Origin of the sequence: Labilibaculum filiforme (assembly GCF_002843315.1) — a bacterium.
Taxonomy (GTDB): Bacteria; Bacteroidota; Bacteroidia; order Bacteroidales; family Marinifilaceae; genus Labilibaculum; species Labilibaculum filiforme.
On sequence record NZ_MVDD01000007.1, the window covers coordinates 70,479 to 90,674 of the forward strand.

Consider the following 20,196-nt stretch of genomic DNA (forward strand, 5'->3'; position numbering starts at 1 on the left):
TTTAATTAGTAGTTGATGTAAATGAATCCTTTCAGGGCTTTTGATCCATCTCCAAGATCAATCACATAGTAATAGGTTCCTTCCGGAATAATTTCAGATCCAACAGTTAAACTATTATCAGCTCTACCGTCCCAATTATTCTGATACCCTTTGGTACTATAAATTTTCGCACCCCAACGGTTAAAAATCATCAAAACACTATTTGGAAAATCTTTAATTCCTTTAATTACGAAGAAATCATTAATACCATCGCCATTTGGCGAGAACCCTTCTGGAATAAATACATACTCGGCACAATCATCGTAAGCATCGATGTAATCTGCGATTCCATCATTATCACAATCATCATCACCCTCTTCTTTATCTGTGAATCCGTCGTTATCGCTATCGGTATCTCTGTAATCAGGTATTCCGTCGGCATCTGTATCTATCGGAAGATTAGTACATGAATCAGAAATTTGAGCCTCATCTTCATCCGAGATTCCATCATTGTCGCTATCCAAATCCAAATAATCGGGAGTAGAATCGGAATCTGTATCTGCCGTTAAGGTTTCAATGGCATCAGGAATACTATCTTCATCCTGATCTGATATTCCAATTTCGATGGTAACCGTTGCCTGATCGCATAATCCTTCCGGATCACAAATTTGATAAGTGATTTGATCTGTCTCGCAATAAGCACCTAAATTTGCGATGTAAGAAATACTTCCGTCCTCATTCACAATCACATCTCCATAAATAGGATCGGTTACAATGCTTACGATTAAATCATCTCCATCAGCATCAAAATCACCATCTAAAACATCGATACGAACCTCTTCATTATCTAGTGCATCAATTTGATCATCATCTGCTATTGGAGCGTCATTTACACCTACAATGGTAATTACTACGCTTACTTCGTTGCCATTTTCTGTACCATCATTCAAAACGTAAGTAAAGCTTTCGTAGGCTTCCTCATCCGTATTCAAATATTCATACATCCCATTTGGATCGAACTCGTAAGTACCATCAGCATTCAATCTTAGAATTCCGCCTCCAGACAACTGAATATTGGTTCCAACTAAAGCTGTTTCTCCATTGATTTCAACTACCGTCAACAGATCTCCATCAACATCCGAATCGTTTGTTAATACATTACCTGTTACAACAGTATTCTCATCGGTTGAATTCACATCATCAACGCCAAGTGGAACATCATTCACAGAATTTACTGTAATGGTAATTGTTGCGGTAGATTGCTCGCCATCAGCATCTTCGAGAGTATACTCAAAAGTATCCGTTCCAAAAAAGCCTTCATCTGGAGTGTAAGTATAAGTTCCATCGGCATTTACAACTACGGTTCCGTTGGCCGGATCGGTATTCGAAACTACTGTAACTGGTCCATCACCCAAATTTGTGTCATTATCTAATACATTAGCACTTACTGGAGTATCCTCATCAACCGTATTGGTATCATTCACTGCAATTGGAGTATCGTTTACCGGATTAACAGTGATACTTACTGTAGCAGTATCCTGATCGCCATCAGCATCTTCAATGGTATAGGTAAATGTATCTATTCCATTAAAATCTGGATTCGGAGTATAAATGTAAGTTCCATCAGCATTTACAACTACGGTTCCGTTTGCCGGATTGGTATTGGAGATGACAACAACTGGTGGATTAATTAAATCCTCATCATTTGAAAGTAAATCTCCACTGCTCGTTTCATCTTCGTTGATGGTATCGAAATCGTCATTGGCAATTGGTTCGTAATCTAAAGGATCAACAACGACACTTACTGTTGCAGTCGATTCCTCACCATCTGCATCGCGCAAAGTATAGGTGAAAGAATCATCGCCAAAGTAACCTGAATTTGGTGTGTATGTAAATGTTCCGTCGGCATTCAGCACCAAAGTTCCATTTGCTGGATCGGTATTGGAAACAATTACCACTGGTGTATCTACCAATTTCTCATCATTATCGAATACATTTCCACTAATCGAAGCATCTTCTTTCAACCATAAATCATCATCAACAGCCAAAGGAGTATCATTTATCGGATCAACGGTAATAGTTACTGTTGCCGTAACGCATTCCTGAACTAAAGGTGTACTTGCATCGTCGCAAACTTGATAAGTGAACGACACAACACCAAAAAAGTCAGGATTTGGTTCGTAAGTAAATGTTCCATCCGCATTTACTAAAATTGTTCCATTCGTAGATGCGGTTCCTCCATCTGTAATTGTATAAATAAAGTCATCCGGATCACTATCAACATCAGTATCCAAACCATTTCCGTTGTTTGCTTTCAAATTACCACTCAACTGAACATCTTCATCTGTATTGAATGAATCGTCTTGCGCTACTGGAGGATCGTTTACAGCATTAACAAATAGAGAAACTGTAGATGTACTGCTTGAATAATCAGTTCCATCATTTCCTTTCCACGTAAAACTATCTGTTCCATCAAAATTTGGATTTGGAATGTAAACCAATTTTCCTAAATCAGCCACAGAAATAATTTGCTCATCGGTAACGGCAACACCATCCAATTCTAAAGTTCCATTAAAAGGAAGTGATTTTATTTGAATTTCATCCAGATCATCGTAAATATCCACATCGCTAAAAACTGTTGGCTCTGTAGAAAAATCTGTTGCTGTAAAAATCACGTTACTATCTTCATCAACAGCCGGTTTTGAAAAATCTGCTACTGTCGGAATTGAATTAATATAGGTGAAACTAAAAGTAGCATTATCTGCACCATACTCCGTTCCATCTTCGCCATTCCACTCCAAATTAACAGTTCCATTTGCTCCCGGCTTAGGAGTAAACTTCAAACCAGCCAATAAGTTGGAATAGGAATAAATTCCTAGAGTAAGAACTTCATCGGTTCCAGAGATATCAATTGTAAATACACCAAGTTCTGATAAAGGCAAACTGATAATTTTCACATGTTGAAATTGTGTATCTGTTGCATCGGCATCGGAATAATAAGTCTCGAAATCGTTACGCGTAAGGGTAAAAACGACATCTTCCAGTTTCGTTCCAAAATCGTGACTAACAACTACTGGAGGTGTGTTTGTGTGCTTAATGTTAACAGTAGCATCGGTAAGCGCATAATCTATTCCGTCGGATGCGTTCCAATTGAAAGATGCTTCTTCTTCATGACCTGGATTAGGAATAAAAACTAAACCTAAACCGGCATCAATATCATCAACAAGTATCTCTTGATTAAGAGTTACAGGAACACCATTCAAATACAAGAAACCAATTATTGGATCAGGAAGAGATGTAATTTTTATTTTCACCAAAGTACTGTTCGCATTTCCATAAAGAGCATCAACATCTGAAAATTGATCTTTAAAATCTTGTGCTGAAATAGTGACAGAATTATCTTCCGGAGCATATTTACTAATATTGCCAAGTGTTGGTTTGTCCTGAACAGGATCAACAGTAATACTTACAGTTGCAGTAACACATTCCTGAACCAAAGGAGCACTTGCATCGTCGCAAACCTGATAGGTAAAAGACACAGTACCCACAAAGTCAGGATTTGGATCGTAAGTAAATGTTCCATCAGCATTTAATAAAATAGTTCCATTCGCAGCTGCAGTGCCTCCATTAAAAACTGTATAAATAAAGTCTGCTGGATTACTATCAATGTCAGCATCCAAACCATTTCCGTTGTCGGCTTTCAAATCACCACTTAACTGAGCATCTTCATCTGTATTGAATGAATCATTTTGAGCTACTGGCGGATCATTTACAGCATTAACAAATAGAGAAACCGTAGCTGTACTGCTTGAATAATCCGTTCCATCATTTCCTTTCCACGTAAAACTGTCTGTTCCATTAAAATCTGGATTTGGAATGTAAACCAATTTGCCTAAATCTGCCGCATCAATAATCTGATCATTTGTAACGGCAACACCATCCAATTCCAAACTTCCATTATTTGGAAGCGATTTAATTTGGATTTTATCCAGATCATCATGAACATCAACATCGCTAAAGACTGTTGGTTCTGTAGAAAAATCTGTAGTAGCAAAAATCACGTTGCTATCTTCATCAACAGCCGTTTTTGCAAAATCTGCTACTGTTGGAATTGAATTAATATAGGTGAAACTAAAAGTAGCATCATCTGCACCATACTCGGTTCCATCTTCGCCATTCCATACCAAATTAACCGTTCCATTTGCTCCTGATTTAGGCGTAAACTTTAAACCAGCTAATAAATTGGAATAGGAATAAATTCCTGGAGTTAGAACTTCATCTGTCCCGGATATATCAATTGTAAATACACCAAGGTCTGATGAAGGTAAACTCACAATTTTCACATGTTTAAATTGTGAATCTGTTGCATCGGCATCGGAATAATAAGTCTCGAAATTATTACGCGTAAGGGTGAAAACAACATCTTCCAGTTTCGTTCCAAAATCGTGACTGGTAACTACTGGAGGTGTGTTGGTGTGCTTAATAGTAACAGTAGCATCGGTAGTCGCATATTCTAATCCATCGGATGCATTCCAATCGAATGAAGAGTCTCCTTCGTAACCATCATTGGGAACAAAAACTAAACCTGAACCAGTATCAATATCAGCAAGCAGAATTACCTGATTAAGAATTACGGCAACTCCATTTAATTCTAATGTTCCGTTAGCAGGAAGGGATGTGATTTTTATTTCTACCAAAGTACTGTTCGGATTTCCATAAAGAGCATCAACATCTGAAAATTCATCGATAAAATCTTGTGCTGAAATAGTCACAGGATTATCTTCTGGAGCATATTTACTAATATTGCCAAGTGTTGGTTTGTCCTGAACAGGATCAACAGTAATACTTACAGTTGCAGTAACACATTCCTGAACCAAAGGAGCACTTGCATCGTCGCAAACCTGATAGGTAAAAGACACAGTACCCACAAAGTCAGGATTTGGATCGTAAGTAAATGTTCCATCAGCATTTAATAAAATAGTTCCATTCGCAGCTGCAGTGCCTCCATTAAAAACTGTATAAATAAAGTCTGCTGGATTACTATCAATGTCAGCATCCAAACCATTTCCGTTGTCGGCTTTCAAATCACCACTTAACTGAACATCTTCATCTGTATTGAATGAATCATTTTGAGCTGCTGGCGGATCATTTACAGCATTAACAGTTAGGGAAACGGTAGCTATACTGGTTGAATAATCAGTTCCATCATTTCCTATCCACGTAAAACTGTCTGTCCCATTAAAATCTGGATTTGGAATGTAAACCAATTTGCCTAAATCTGCCACATCAATAATCTGATCATTTGTAACGGCAACACCATCCAATTCCAAACTTCCGTTAGTAGGAAGCGATTTGATTTGGATTTTATCCAGATCATCATGAACATCAACATCAGTAAAGACTGTTGGTTCTGTAGAAAAATCTGTAGTGGCAAAAATCACGTTATTATCTTCATCAACAGCCGTTTTTGCAAAATCTGCTACTGTTGGAATTGAATTAATATAGGTGAAACTAAAAGTAGCATCATCTGCACCATACTCTGTTCCATCTTCGGCATTCCATACCAACTCAACAATTCCATTTGCTCCTGAATTAGGAGTAAACTTTAAACCAGCTAATAAGTTAGAATAAGAATAAATCCCTGTTGTAAGAACTTCATCGGTTCCTGATATATCAATTGTAAAAGAACCAATTGTAGATGAAGGTAAACTGATAATTTTCACATGTTTAAATTGTGCATCTGTTGCATCCTCATCCGAATAGTAAGTCATGAAATCATTCCGAGTAAGGGTGAAAACAACATCTTCCAGTTTTGTTCCAAAATCGTGACTGGCAACTACTGGAGGTGTGTTTGTGTGCTTAATAGTAACAGTAGCATCGGTAGTCGCATATTCTAATCCGTCGGATGCGTTCCAATCGAATGAAGAATCTCCTTCGTATCCTAGATTTGGAACAAAAACCAAACCTGAACCAGTATCAATATCAGCAAGCAGAATCACATCGTTTTCGGCAACTGCAACTCCATTTAATTCTAACGTTCCATTAGCAGGAAGAGATGTAATTATTATTTCCACCAAAGTACTATTCGGATTTCCGTAAAGAGCATCAACATCTGAGAATTCATCGATAAAATCTTGCGCCGTAATGCTCACCGGATCATCTTCAATAGCCAATTTACTAATGTTACCAACGGTTGGTTTGTCCTGAACAGGCTTAATTGTTAGGTTAACGCTTGCCGTATTGGAAGAATTAATGGTTCCATCGTTTCCTTTCCATGTAAAACTATCTGTTCCATTAAAATCTGGATTTGGAAAATATTTTAAATCATCCAAATCAGCAAGAGAAATGTTCTGTTCGTCGGTAACAACAACACCATTTAATTTTAAAGTTCCATTTGCTGGAAGTGATTTAATTTTAATTCTAGTTAGTACATCATGTACATCTACATCTGTAAAGTTATCTGTGAAATTGGAAGCGGTAAAATCAACCTGCGTATCCTCATCAACTGCCATTTTAGCAAAATCAGAAACTGTTGGAGGAGTATTCACATAAGTGAAGCTAATTGTTGCTGGTGCTTCGGAATACTCTGTTCCATCAAAAGTATCCCATCCCAACTCTATGGTTCCATTAAAACCAGCAGCAGGTGTAAACTCAAGCTCTAAAAGCGCTTCATAAGGAATTTCCATACCAACTACCAAATTGGCAGGTGCAGTTCCATTCAACTTAAATACACCAGCAGCACTAGAAGGCAATGAAGTAATTTTCAAACTCGTAAACGGATCATCATTCACATCAATATCTGAATGGTAATCGAGAAAAAAGGACATCGGAAAAGTCACTAATTCATCCTCCTTTTGATCTCCAAGATCGACACTTGTAAGTTGTGGTTTTGTATTAAAATATTCAATATTTATCAAAGCAACATTACTTGCATAATCAGCATCATCAGATCCATTCCAACTAAAACTGCTCGTTCCAACAAATCCTAAGAATGGTTCAAAAACCAAGTTAGCTAAGTTTTCCTTTTCAATCTCTTGATTTAAAAGAACAGGTAAGTCATTCAATTTTAAAACCCCTGTTAAAGGATCAGGAATCTCTGTAATCTTTATTTTTTGAAAATCTGGATTTGTATTCCCTACCAAGTCAACATCCGAAAATTTATCCTCGAAGGTCGCAACATCAAAAGTTGTATTCACATCTTTATTGGTACTAAGAACAATGTCACTCACTACAGGCACATCCTGAATCTGATTAACTGTTATTGTAATACTCTCATTTACATTCGCGTAAGCATAACCATCAGAAGCATTGTAGATAAAACTTGTGTTGCCATTCCAATTCTCATCGGGAACAAACTTTAAGTTTGCCAATTGTGCATAAGTCAGTTCCGTTCCTATTGTCGAGATTTTTGTAGTTCCTATATAAAGATCTCCATTTGCTGGAAGGCTAATAATTTTAACTTTAACAATTGTTTGGCTAGGATCTAATGAAGTATCAAAATTGGAATCAAAATCTATTTGAGTAATGGCAATATCCGTATCCTCATTCCCTGAAACACCGAAATCACTCACAATAGGAGGATTATTGAGTACACTTACCGTTTTACTAGCATTGTCGGTACAGCCTTCATAATTGGTAACCGTTAAGCCAACATTGTAATTGCTTCCAATTGTATTGTATATAATACTTGGATTTTGAGCGGCTGAAGATGTGGGTGTTCCTTCTTCAAAAGTCCATGCCCAATCATCAATTATTCCATCGGAAGCTACATTTATTTTACTTGTTGATAAATCTGCGAAAGCAATATTATTTCCTCTTAACACTGGTGAACTTGTAATCGAAAAATCAGCATCAACTTTATAAATACTCACTTCTTTTGTAATGGATTGAACACATTGACTATTATCAGTAACCGTAAGTGTTACTGTTCTAGTTAAGCCCTCATCAACAGCACTGTACGAGTGAGGTGCATTTTGAACAGAAGCATCATTTCCATCTCCAAAATCCCATACCCAACCCGAAATAGAATTATCTCCATTCGAAGTGGTAGCTGAACCATTAAAAGTAACATTGTCAAAAGAACAAAATTTGCTATTCACAGTCCCAGGTTCTGTTATGGTAATGGCTAAATCGGTTAAATTATCGGGAGAAACAACTGTTATGAAAGCAGGTTTTGTAAGACTTGCTGTACATCCAAAATTAGTTGTAACCGTTAAACTAACATCGTATGTTCCTGCGGCTGTATAAGTAAAGCTAGGATTTTTTGCATTTGAATCCTCCACGCCATCCTCATCAAAATCCCATGACCAGCTTACTATTTGATACCGATCATCGGTCAATACAGAAAGATCTGAAAATTGAAATTCCACATTTTCGCAAATATTATCACCAGATGACTTACTAAAATCAACCGTTGGTGGAGTGCTGGTATTTATTCTTCCTAAATCTTCACGTATGTATGAATAAGCACCACAGGTTCCATCATCAGTCAGAATTAAAATTGGAAGTTTTGTGCCTTTTTCCATGTAATTGTAAATGGTTGATTTTTCGTCAACTCCAGTTGATAGCGTTTCACTTCTCGTAATTCCATTTCCAAAATCCCAAACCAAAGAAGTTACATCTTGCATATTCGAAGCAGTAAACGTTACTTCATGATTAGGATTAGCACAACCTGTTATGTTGTTGTATGAAAAATCGCCAACCGGACCCGCAACAAAAACAGTTTGAGTGCTTGTTTTTGTACATCCACCAGTTAATACAACTGTTAAAGTAACATTGTAAGATCCCGGATTCACATAAAAATGCATTGGGTCCCGTTTTTCTGATATTCCACCATCTCCAAAATCCCATGCATAAGATTCTACAACATCAACACCATCGTTAGCTCTAAATGTTGTGCTTGCAGGCGCACAACCTAAATTGATTGCATCTGGAGTAAAGCTTCCATCGCCATCAACAATAGTTATTTCTTTGCTAAACTCATCGGTACAACCAAGAGAACTGGTAATTTTCTGTTTCACGGTAAATGTTCCGGCAACGGAAAAAAGCAATGATTGATTAGCATCTGAAACAGTACTTATTTCATAAGAACCATTTCCATCTAAATCCCACTCGTAATTGGTTATGCTTGCAGTACCATTGGTAGTATTTGCTGTATTGGTAAATTCTACCGTCGCACCCAAACAGTAAATCTCTTTGCTTGTAGTAAAACCAGCAACTAAATTGGGCACAATAACTGAATTACTTTCCGTAAAAGTATTTGAACAACCAAGATCATCGCTTACCAAAAGACTAACCTCAAAAACATCTTTACTTACATATGTATGTGTTGGATTTTTAAGATTTGATGAAGCCCCATCCCCAAAATTCCATGAATAAGAATAATTGTCTGGATTGGCAGGATCGGCGCTAAATTTTGTAGTAGTATTTGTAAATGCTATTTCATCGTTTAAACATGCCTCAAGAGGCAATTTAGTGAAGGATGCAACAGGGCCATTAATGCTTACCAAGCCATCCTTCAAAACGGGATACACACAACCATTTTCTTCTGTTACAGTCATTCGAATGCCATAAGAATCAGGAGATGCATACGTATAATCAGGATTCTCCTCATCCGAATCGATACTTCCATTATTATCGAAATCCCATTCTACTTTATCGATACTAAAATTAGCAGATGAGTTAGCTATAATTTGATTCGTAAAGCTGATATTTGCTGGGTGACAAGCAAGCGTTTTATCTGTAACAAAATTGGGCGATGATGTAGTTACAAATATCTTTTGACTTCTTTCGTCAGTACATCCCGTATCTGGATTATAGACAGTAAGTGTAACCGTATAATCACCTGCTACTGTATATGTAAAAGACGGATTTTCATCGGTAGAATCAACAATATTATCCCCGTTAAAATCCCATTCATAGCTTGTTCCCACAGCATCCGAACTACTCAAATTGGTAAAGGTAAGAGTCTCGGGAACAGCACAAACTACTGTTTTAGATGCAGTAAACCTGGCAACTGGTTGTTTAATTTCAATATTAGAAACCGTTATTGCATCGGAAGCACAACCATTATCGAAAGCGGTTACTATTAATGAATGAGAATCACTATCCTCTGTAAAAGTATGCGATATTGTTTGAGGCGAATTTCCATCGGTAAATGCCGATGTTTTGTTTCCACCATTCGAAAAATCCCAAAACAAACTATCCGCCAAACCTGTAAAAGTAGCTGTAAAAGAAACTGCATCATTCGCACAATCACTTGGAGGATCAGTAACATTGGTAATAATTGGTTTTTTCCCCACCTGAACCGCATCCGGTTTACTTTCAGTTAAAATACATCCATTACTTGTTTCGATCCTAAGCTTTACATCATATTCTCCCCTTGACGCAAAAGTGTGTGAGGGATTAGAAATTGATGATTCCTCAAGCCCTTCAAATGTCCAATTCCACGATAGTACAGCATCATTTGCAGCATCAGAATAGACAGCTTCAAAATCAACACTTAAACCTTCACAACCCATTGCTGGTGAAATAATCGAAAAATCTACAGATTTTTCATTGATGATAACCTCTTTGGTAAAAGTTGACTCGCAAGCTTCGCTAGAAACCACGGTAAGTTTTACGGGATGCGTACCCGATGCGTTGAATTCAAAATTAGGATTTGCAAGATTACTATCTTCCACATTATCGCCATCAAAATCCCAAGAATAACTAGTAATTGTTCCTGTGCTTGCCGAAGAAGTATTTGTAAATAGAACCTTATAGGAAGGAGCACAAGCAGCACTTAAATCGTAAGTAAAAGCAGCACTTGCACTTGATATTGCAACTATTTTACTTAGCACCATTACACAAGCATCATTATGAGTTGCTGTAAGTGTTACTGTTTTATCTCCTGCACTAGAGAAAGTTGTAGTCGGATTTTGAGCATTAGAATCCTCTATATTATCGCCATTAAAATCCCAAGACCAAGCAATAGCAGTCGCTGAAGATTCATCGGTAAAAGTGACCATCTGACCGGCACAATTCCCCGAAAAAGAAAAATCGGTGGTATTTCCATCGTTAAATTGAACCTGTTTAATCACTTTATTTGATAAACAGCCCTGATCCGATTTTAAGCTTAATGCTACGTCGAAAATTCCGGCTGTTGCGAAACTATGCGTATAACTCTCCGAAATTGCTTCAATACTTCCATCGTTATCAACATCCCATTGATATTCGCTAATCTGACCCGAAGCAATTGTTGCCAAGCCATCGAAGGTAACGTCTCCAAGTCCGCATGAATTATCTTTTGTAAAATTAAAATCAGCCGTAGGTATTGGGTGAACCTGAAAAACAGAAGGCTGAAATTTTGTTCCCTTACAACCAAATTCGTCGGTTACAATTAACAGTGCCCCATAGTCATTGGCACCAATACCAGACAAGCTTAATACTGGTTCTGTATCATCAATACCAGGTAATTTTCCTTGAAAATCCCATTGATAATCTACAATATTTCCCCCATTCACTCCTCCAACAATTTTTCCATCAATGGTATAAGATTCTACATCCACATTATTTGCCGTTGCGCTTAATACAATATCTAAGGGTTCGCAACCAGCAGTTGTTGAAGGTGAAAAATCAGGTTCAGGATTAGGATGAATTATTATTTCTTTACTAACAGCCAGCCCACCATTCACCGATAAACTCACGGTATACGCTCCTGGGGTAGGAAAAATTGCTGAAGGATTCTGCCCTAAAGCAGGATCGGTTGTTACCAAAGAATTAGAATTACCAAAATCCCAAGACCATTGCGTGACTGGTTCCGGACCTGAAGTATCCGTAAATGTTGCTGTTCCATTACCACATTGACTGGACAATGCAATTGAAAAATCGGCCGTTTGGCTAAATCCCCCCAAAGGGATTAATAAAAAGAAAATCAAAGAAAAAGCAGACACTTTTCTCTTTAGCAATTTCAAATTTTTTAGTAGAAAATTCCTCATATGTTAATAGGTATTTTTAGTTTATCGTTTCTTAAAATCTACTCAAAACATTAATTTAACCTTTTTTAAGATAATAATCTAACAAATATAACTTTTTTTGAGGAAAAAATCTTGTTTTTGACTTTCAGAATATTAACAAGAAATTTGAGGGGTTTGGTAAAAGAAAAATACCTATTGGTATTAATTTAGCAGAAATAAAAAGTGTGGAAATAAAAACTTCTATTTATCAACTAGTATTACAAGCCTTTATTTACAAGACTATTATTATGAATGTTAGAATTTGACAATAAGTACTGTCTGAAAACCGAAACAAGGGAAAAATAAGACCTTGCACAAAAATGAAAGTTCGTTTTAATACAAACCTTATTAAAACAAGTAGAGAATGATTTTTTTTAATGCAAGGTGTTTTTACAGCTCAAATAAGCTCAAGTACTCCGACAAATAGAAAATTCTATTTCGGCGGGCACCGGCATATTCTTTCACCAAGTTGTGCTTCTCGAACTCTTTTACCAATAAATTGGCCGACTGAAAACTAAGTTGTAGTTTTTCCTTTACATCGCTTACCGACATAAACGGATTGAAATAGAACTCCGAAAGCAATTGTTTGGCAGTTAAAACCCTCTTTTTACCCATCTTCTCTTCTATAACCGACTCATAATGGACTGTTAATCGTTCCACATTTCCCAAAAGATTTTTACTGTGCAAAGCTGTTTCCCTAACTCCAGTTAGAAAAAATTTAATCCATTGTTCGATATCATTTTTAGAACGGATTAAATTTAAACGATGGTAATATTCTAAACGATTCCTTTCAAAGAAAACCGACAAACAAAAAATAGGACGAGCAACAAACTTTAAACTAATAATTTCAAACAAAATTAAAGTTCGAGCAGTTCGTCCATTCCCATCCAAAAAAGGAAGTATATTTTCAAATTGATACAAGGAAATAGCCATTTTAATCAACTGCGGTAATTCCAAATCATCGTTTCTCCAGAATTTTTTGCCATCATTAATTAAAATTTTTAGCTCATGCTTGTTTGGCGGGCTGTAATTCGATTCCTCCCTAAAAGGACTCTCGTGAGTTTGGAAGAAGGATCTCAATTTCCCACCAAATTCTTCTTTGGCAGGCAAATTAGAACATAGTATTTTATGCGCCTCCTTTACTAAGCGAACCGACAAAGGGAATTTTTGAAGCTCGCTTACTCCCCAATGAATAGCTCGAATATGATTCGCTATTTCTTTTTGAGCATATTGATTTTTAAAAGATTGCGAACCATCAGGAACCAATGCTTGATACAAATCACATTTATTCCCTTCAATTAAATTGGATGCAATAACTTCCTGTATTACAAATAAAGGAATATGATGACTTATATTGGGAAAAAATTTAGAATACGCATTTAGTTCTCCCAATTCTAGCATGGCAGATTCTAGTAGGATATTTATTTGTTTATCCTTCCACTCAAAAGACCGATTAATTAAAGATGGCGTAACGCTTTTGTAGCCTTCCTTAAAACTTTGGTAAACAAAGTCACCCCTGTTTTTTTTATTCAACTTATCGTCCATATGCCTGAATAAACAGTAATTATTCAGGTTAAAAGTATTAATAATTTAATAAAAACTAAGGCTAACACCAGAGATCACTATCTTATTTACAATTTTAGATACATGCATACATATTGTATTTACTAGCCTAAGCAGATTTTTAATTCTTTTGATTTTAAAATTTATCTTGCAATACCTATAAATTAAATTATATTTCGCCCAAATTAATTAATCATTAACTTATGATAAGAAAAATATGTTTAGCCATTGCTCTAATTGTACTGGCTATCAATGTGAAAGCGGAAGGCTATGCCGTTAACGTTCAAGGTAATAAACAAACAGGTATGGGCCACGTGGGTACTGCATTAAATTTTGATGCAAGTAGTATGCAATGGAATCCTGGAGCTTTAGCTACACTAGATCAAAAATATAGCTTCTCGGTAGGAGGATTTGCGACTCTAATTAAAACAGAATTTACTGGAGCTTCTGGCATGACCGAAGAAACTGATAACCCAACAGGAACCCCATTCTACTTATACGGATCGATGAAAGTATCGGACAAGCTTGCTTTTGGCCTTGGTGTTTATAGTCCATTTGGAAATAAAGTTGACTTTGGAAAAGAATGGAGTGGAAAATATTTGATTCAGGATATTAGCTTAAAAGCCATTTATATTCAACCAACCGTTTCCTATCAGCTGGCAGACTGGATTAGTGTTGGTGCTGGTTTAAACATTGTATATGGTAGTGTAGAATTAAATAGAGCTATACCATTAGCTTCGCTTGGAGCACCAGATGGAGAAGTTGAAATAAGTGGTAGTAAAATTCAGTATGGTTACAATTTAGGTATATTCCTTCAACCAACAGAGAAATTAAATATCGGACTATCGTATCGTTCTCAAGTAGATGTAGAACTTGAATACTCCGATGGCGACGTTGATTTTACTGTCGCTGATCCTATTTCTCCATTATTCCCAGATGGTGGAGTTGCTGCAACACTACCTTTACCAGCGAGTTTTAATATTGGACTTGCTTACCAAATTGATGAGAAATGGCTGATTTCAGCTGATGTGAATTTTGTACAGTGGGATGTTTATAAAGCATTAAATTTTGATTTTGAAACAAACACTACAACCATGGTTTCTACTCCTGGAAGCCCAGTGGAAGTTCCTGTACTTCAAGATTCTAACAGTAAAAGAGATTGGGATAACTCGACAACATACCGAATTGGAGCACAATATGCAGCAAATGAAAAGTTAGACCTTCGTGCTGGTTTTTACTATGATGAAACTCCAACCAATGAAAAATTCTACACCCCCGAAACACCAGGAGCAAATAAAATTGGTATCTCAGCAGGTTTCTCATACCTATTAACCGATAAATTAAGCGTAGATGCTTCTTTATTGTATATCAAAGGTGAAAAAATTAATGCCGTTGATGGTAATACAGGATTTGCAGGCGAATATGAAAACACCGGATTCCTACCAGGAATTGGAGTGTCGTACAATTTCTAGAAACAAAAACATAAAATAGAGTTAAGGGCCTGTTCGAACAAACAGGCCCTTTTTCTATGTACTTTAATTAGCATGCCTGGTATCACCGTTGATCTAAACATTTCCTATCTTCATCAATATTGACAAAACATTGCCAAAGACTATCGAAAGTATTTCCTTATTTTGCACTCCTATCAAACCAGTATATCTAATTGATTTCCATAATAAACACTTGAAAAGCATGAAGTTATTTCGGATAATTATTTTTTTTATATTGATCGGCTTTTATTCTACTGCGCATTCCGAAAAACTTAGTGCTACCGAAACCCAAGAAAATAATTCCCTAAGTAAGCAAATGCAACATTACTTAGATTCTTCTGCTTATTTGCGCAATATATCCTCGGAACAAAGCATATTTGTTTGCCAAAAAGCCATTTTATTAGCTGAAGAAAGCGAAGATCCTGATCTACTCTCACAATCTTATAAAACACAAGGAATTAACTATTATTATTCCGGAACCTACGATTCTGCTTTCGTTTATTACGAAAAAGCCATTCATCAATTCGAAGCTACCAATGCTCAAGTTGACATTGGTAAAGTTCTTGGAAACATCGGATTGCTGTACCGAAAACAAGGAAAATACGCCAAAGCACTAGAGTATTACTTAAAAAATCTAAAAATTTACAAAGACCTAAATTACGAAGAAGGTTTAGGTAGTGTTTTCAACAATATTGGAAACCTATATTTTAATACCGAAGAATTTGATGAAGCCGAAACCTATTACCAATACGCCTTAAGAAACTTTATACAATTTGAGAAAACTTTAGATATCGCGAATGCCTATATCAATTTAGGTGCTATTTGTGAAAAAAGGAAAGAATTTTCGGAAAGTATGGATTACTACAATAAATCCTTGTTCGAAAATTCGAAGGTTGGTAATGTTCAATTTGAATCGAAACTACTTTTTAATATTGGCTATTTATTTCACTCACAAGGCCAATTAGATTCTGCTATTAAATATGTGCAAAAAGCCGAAGAGATAAGAATTAAAATAGGAGATAAGGATGGCATTGTTAGTACCAAATTAGAACTGGCAAGAATTGCAATCGATCAGGGCAAATATGACTTAGCCGAAAAACTACTTTTAAAGGCTGATGAAATTGCAAGAATTAATAACATGCTAAAATGGAGAGAAGAAATTCTTACAAGTCTTACAAAGGTTTATCAAACCACAAAAAATTACGAAAAAGCCTTTATCCATCAAAATGAGATGATTCGAGTAAGAGATTCTTTGAATATCATTCAAATAAACATGCGCTTTGAAGAACTCTCTACGGAATACGAAACAGAAAAACGCAAAAAAGAATTAGAACTGTTACAGCAAAAAAGTCAGATTCAGCATCTTGAATTAGGAAAGAAAAATGCCTGGATTATTATCCTTATGATCGTAATGTTACTAGGAGTCGTTGTTATTCTCGTTTCCCTAAGAATTAACCGCTTACGCGTAGATCATAAAATTATGGATTTGCGACAAAAGGTGTTATTAACGCAAATGAATCCACATTTTTTATTTAATTCATTAACAGCAATTCAGAGTTTTATATTGGATAAAAAAACGATCGAAGCCAATAACTACCTTTCCAGATTAGCCAATTTGGTACGTGGAATTCTAGAAAACTCAAGAGAAGAATTTGTATCGCTACGAACAGAACTTGAAACTTTACAAGACTACATTGGACTTCAAAAGTTACGCTTTGAAAATGAGATAGATTATGAGTTTATTGTAGATAAAAATATTGATCAGGAGCAGGTGCTGGTGCCTCCAATGCTAGCACAACCTTTTGTCGAAAATGCCTTAATTCATGGCATGCTTCGTAATAATCCCAATGCCAGAATACAGGTAATTATATCGCTTAATAAAGCAATGGATGTGCTCCGATTTAAAATTAAAGACAATGGCATTGGAATTAACGAAGCCAAAAAACAAAACGAGAATAAAAATCACAAATCAATCGCTACATCAATTGCTCTCGATCGCGTTAAAATCTATAATTTTAAATCTTCGAAAAAGATGCACTTCGAAATTGTAGATCTAAAACAGCTCGATTCAAGCTTACAGGGAACACAAGTATGCTTTTCAATTCCATTAAACATTCAGAATTAATAAATTTTCTCAACATCAAAAGAATAATTTTACTTGTTTAAATAAACTAAATATTTACATTGTAGAATAAATTAATTGACTCTATTGGTATCGCAACAAAAACGAACCATACAGACTATTGTTTACCTAGTTTATTTTTCCATATGAGAACAATTCTACTGCTAATTTCCTTCTATTGTTTATTCTCCAACCAGCTACTATCAAAAAATTTAAGTTCTAACAAACCAGAAGCACAATCTTCACTAGAAAAACAAATAACCGAAACACTGTATAAATCGGTGCAACTTCGAGACTCCTCGTACGATGTCAGTATAAAAGTTGGAAAAGAGGCACTCAAATTAGCCTTAAAATTAAATAGTGCTCCTATATTGGCAGACACCTATAAATCGATTGGAGGAACTTATCTTTTACAAGGTGTTTTTGATTCGTCGGAATACTATTACAGAAAAGCCATTCCGCAATATGCGCTAATTGGCGACAGCTTAGGTGTTGGAAAAGTAACCGCTAACATAGGTATTGTTTACCGAAGATCAAGAAAATACAATGAAGCTTTACAGCAATACATAAGAGCCTTAGAAACCTATAAGTCTGTAAATTACGTAGAAGGAATAGGTAGTTCTTATCTCAATATTGGTGGTTTACACCAAACCTTAGGTGAATTTGATAAAGCCTTAGCTTTTTACCTAAATGCCCAGAAAATTTATGAGAAATTGGGTAATCGCAAAAGTTTAGTCAATATCTTTATTAATCTTGGAGTGCTTCAGAGTGAACTCAATAATCACGACCAAGCGCTTTCCTATCGATTACGAGCTTTAAAATTAAATGAGGAGGTTGGAAATACACAACTAAATTCAACTATTCTGATGAATATTGGTGAATCCTATCAGGCAATTGGCCAAGTAGAAAAAGCATTGGAATATTACAATCTTTGCGAAGAACAACGAATTCAACTCAACGACCAATGGGGACTTAGTAAAGTTTATTTACTAAAAGCAACTACTTACGATACGCTTAATGAGAATAGAAAAGCCGAAGAATACTTTCAAAAATCCATTCAATTAAGCAAAGCGAATGACATTTCAGACGACTTACTGGAAAGTTATCTTTACTACTCCGAATTTTTAGAAAAAACCAATCACCCCAGAAAAGCAATTGATAACTTAAAAAAATATCATTCTATTAATGATTCCTTAATTTCAATTTTTCAAAACGAAAAAGTAAAAGAATTAACCGCAAAATATGAATCGGAGCAACAAGAAAAAGAATTGGAAGTTCTAACTCAAAAAAGTCAAATTCAGAATCTTGAACTTGGGAAAAAAAATTCGTGGATTATTCTTCTAACAGTAGTCCTAATTTTGGGTATTGTAGTCATTTTTGTCTCATTGCGTATTAACCGATTACGAGCAGACCACAAAATTATGGATTTGCGACAGAAGGTACTATTAACACAAATGAATCCACACTTTTTATTCAATTCTTTAACTTCAATTCAAAGTTTTATATTGGATAATAAGAATAAAGAAGCCAACAATTATCTTTCTCGCTTAGCTAGTTTGGTTCGAGGAATTCTAGAAAACTCAAGAGAAGAATTTGTAAGCATACGTACCGAGATTGCTACTTTAGAAGACTATATCGGACTACAGAAATTACGTTTCGAAAACGAAATACAATATGAATTTGAAATTGATAAAAACATCGATCAAGACCAAGTTCTAGTGCCACCAATGTTAGCGCAACCTTTTGTAGAAAATGCTTTGGTGCACGGCATGTTGCGAAACAATCCGGAAGCAAAAATAGTGGTTCAAATTTCTCTTAATAAAAATAGAGATATGTTGGTATTCCAAATTAAAGACAATGGTATTGGAATTAAAGAATCGAAAAAAAATAGAGAAAACAAAGAACACAAGTCTTTGGCTACCTCCATTGCATTGGATCGTGTTAAAATTTACAATTTTAAAGCATCTAAAAAAATGCACTTCGAAATTACTGATTTAAAAAATTCTGATAATAATCAATCTGGGACTAAAGTAACTTATACTATTCCTTTAACTATTTGCTCCAACTAACTTTAAATTATAACTATTTTTCATTCTCATAAACGGTCACAATATCGTATCCCTTTTGCAAAAGAAGATCTTTTGTGGAGCAATATTTTTTGGTAAATCCCAATAAATATCCACCACCACCCGAACCGCATAGTTTTAACCAAAACTGTTCGGTTTGAAGACCTTCTTGCCACAAATCCAGAAAGTTAGCGGGAATCATCGATTTAAAATGAGTCCATTGAAACTTTGATAATTCGCTTAGTTTGGTGAAAAAAGAATCGGCATTTCCAGTTACGAGCTCCTGAATGCACTGATCATTCATAGGAATTAACTCTTGCTCCATTAAAGACAAAAACTCTTTACTCTCACAATTTGCTAAAAATGAACGCACTAAGGGTTCTGTATTGCCCGATTTTTGGGAGTTAATTAAAAAGATTGCACTGTCTTCGCCAAACTTTTTTCCCGGCAAACTAACCTGTTCAATTTCATTCTGATTGTGAATTAATAAAGGAACTTTCAGGTATGAATTTAGTGGATCTAAACCAGAACTCTTCCCATGAAAACCAGATTCTAGTAGTGCCAAAGTATTCTTTAAGTGAATAATTTCACCGTTTTTTAACTTCTTACTATTCCCAATTGGATGGATTCCATATTTTTTATAAACAGAAGCACATAATGCTCCCGAGCTTCCCAAACCATAGCTTTCCGGAATACTCGACTCAAAATACAGTCCTTTAGATATATCCTTTTCAAAGCTTTTTAAATCAAGTAACACTTCGTATTGTTCCGAATTATCTATCAGGTAATTTAAAAACTTTAACAATTCCCGATTGGATCGTTTGGCAAAATTTCTATCGGTATATTTATCGTCACCAATAAAACTTAGTTCCCCTTTAAAATGAGTATAAGGAATGCTTAAACCCATCGAATTTAATAAAACACTATACTCCCCAAAGAGTAAAATTTTCGCATAAAATAAGTCAGGATGTATTCTCACG

6 protein-coding genes are annotated in these 20,196 nt (G+C 35.6%); 3 read left to right on the forward strand and 3 right to left on the reverse strand.

What is annotated here, in order from left to right; genetic code table 11:
* Positions 1–5 precede the first annotated feature (5 nt).
* Entirely contained in the window at positions 6–11,957 is an 11,952-nt protein-coding gene (locus tag BZG02_RS11140; RefSeq protein WP_101261513.1) for a tandem-95 repeat protein, read from the reverse strand.
* 408 nt (positions 11,958–12,365) lie between these two features.
* Positions 12,366–13,520, reverse strand: a complete 1,155-nt coding sequence (locus tag BZG02_RS11145; RefSeq protein WP_101261514.1) for a Fic family protein — start codon at positions 13,518–13,520, stop codon at positions 12,366–12,368.
* A 221-nt stretch (positions 13,521–13,741) separates the two neighbouring features.
* Here BZG02_RS11145 and BZG02_RS11150 point away from each other — a divergent pair, with 221 nt between their 5' ends.
* The 3 genes from BZG02_RS11150 to BZG02_RS11160 all read left to right on the forward strand — a co-directional run bounded on the left by BZG02_RS11150 (position 13,742) and on the right by BZG02_RS11160 (position 19,219).
* A complete protein-coding gene (locus tag BZG02_RS11150) occupies positions 13,742–15,010 on the forward strand; it encodes an OmpP1/FadL family transporter (RefSeq protein WP_101261515.1) in 1,269 nt (422 codons plus the stop codon).
* A 220-nt stretch (positions 15,011–15,230) separates the two neighbouring features.
* The gene (locus tag BZG02_RS11155; RefSeq protein ID WP_101261516.1) at positions 15,231–17,153 is read left to right on the forward strand and encodes a tetratricopeptide repeat-containing sensor histidine kinase; all 1,923 of its coding nucleotides are present in this window, start codon (positions 15,231–15,233) and stop codon (positions 17,151–17,153) included.
* A 143-nt stretch (positions 17,154–17,296) separates the two neighbouring features.
* A complete protein-coding gene (locus tag BZG02_RS11160) occupies positions 17,297–19,219 on the forward strand; it encodes a tetratricopeptide repeat-containing sensor histidine kinase (protein WP_101261517.1) in 1,923 nt (640 codons plus the stop codon).
* A gap of 13 nt (positions 19,220–19,232) precedes the next feature.
* On the opposite strand, the gene BZG02_RS11165 is transcribed toward BZG02_RS11160, so the two are convergent.
* A complete protein-coding gene (locus BZG02_RS11165) occupies positions 19,233–20,195 on the reverse strand; it encodes a GHMP family kinase ATP-binding protein (protein WP_143470456.1) in 963 nt (320 codons plus the stop codon).
* Position 20,196: the final 1 nt, after the last annotated feature.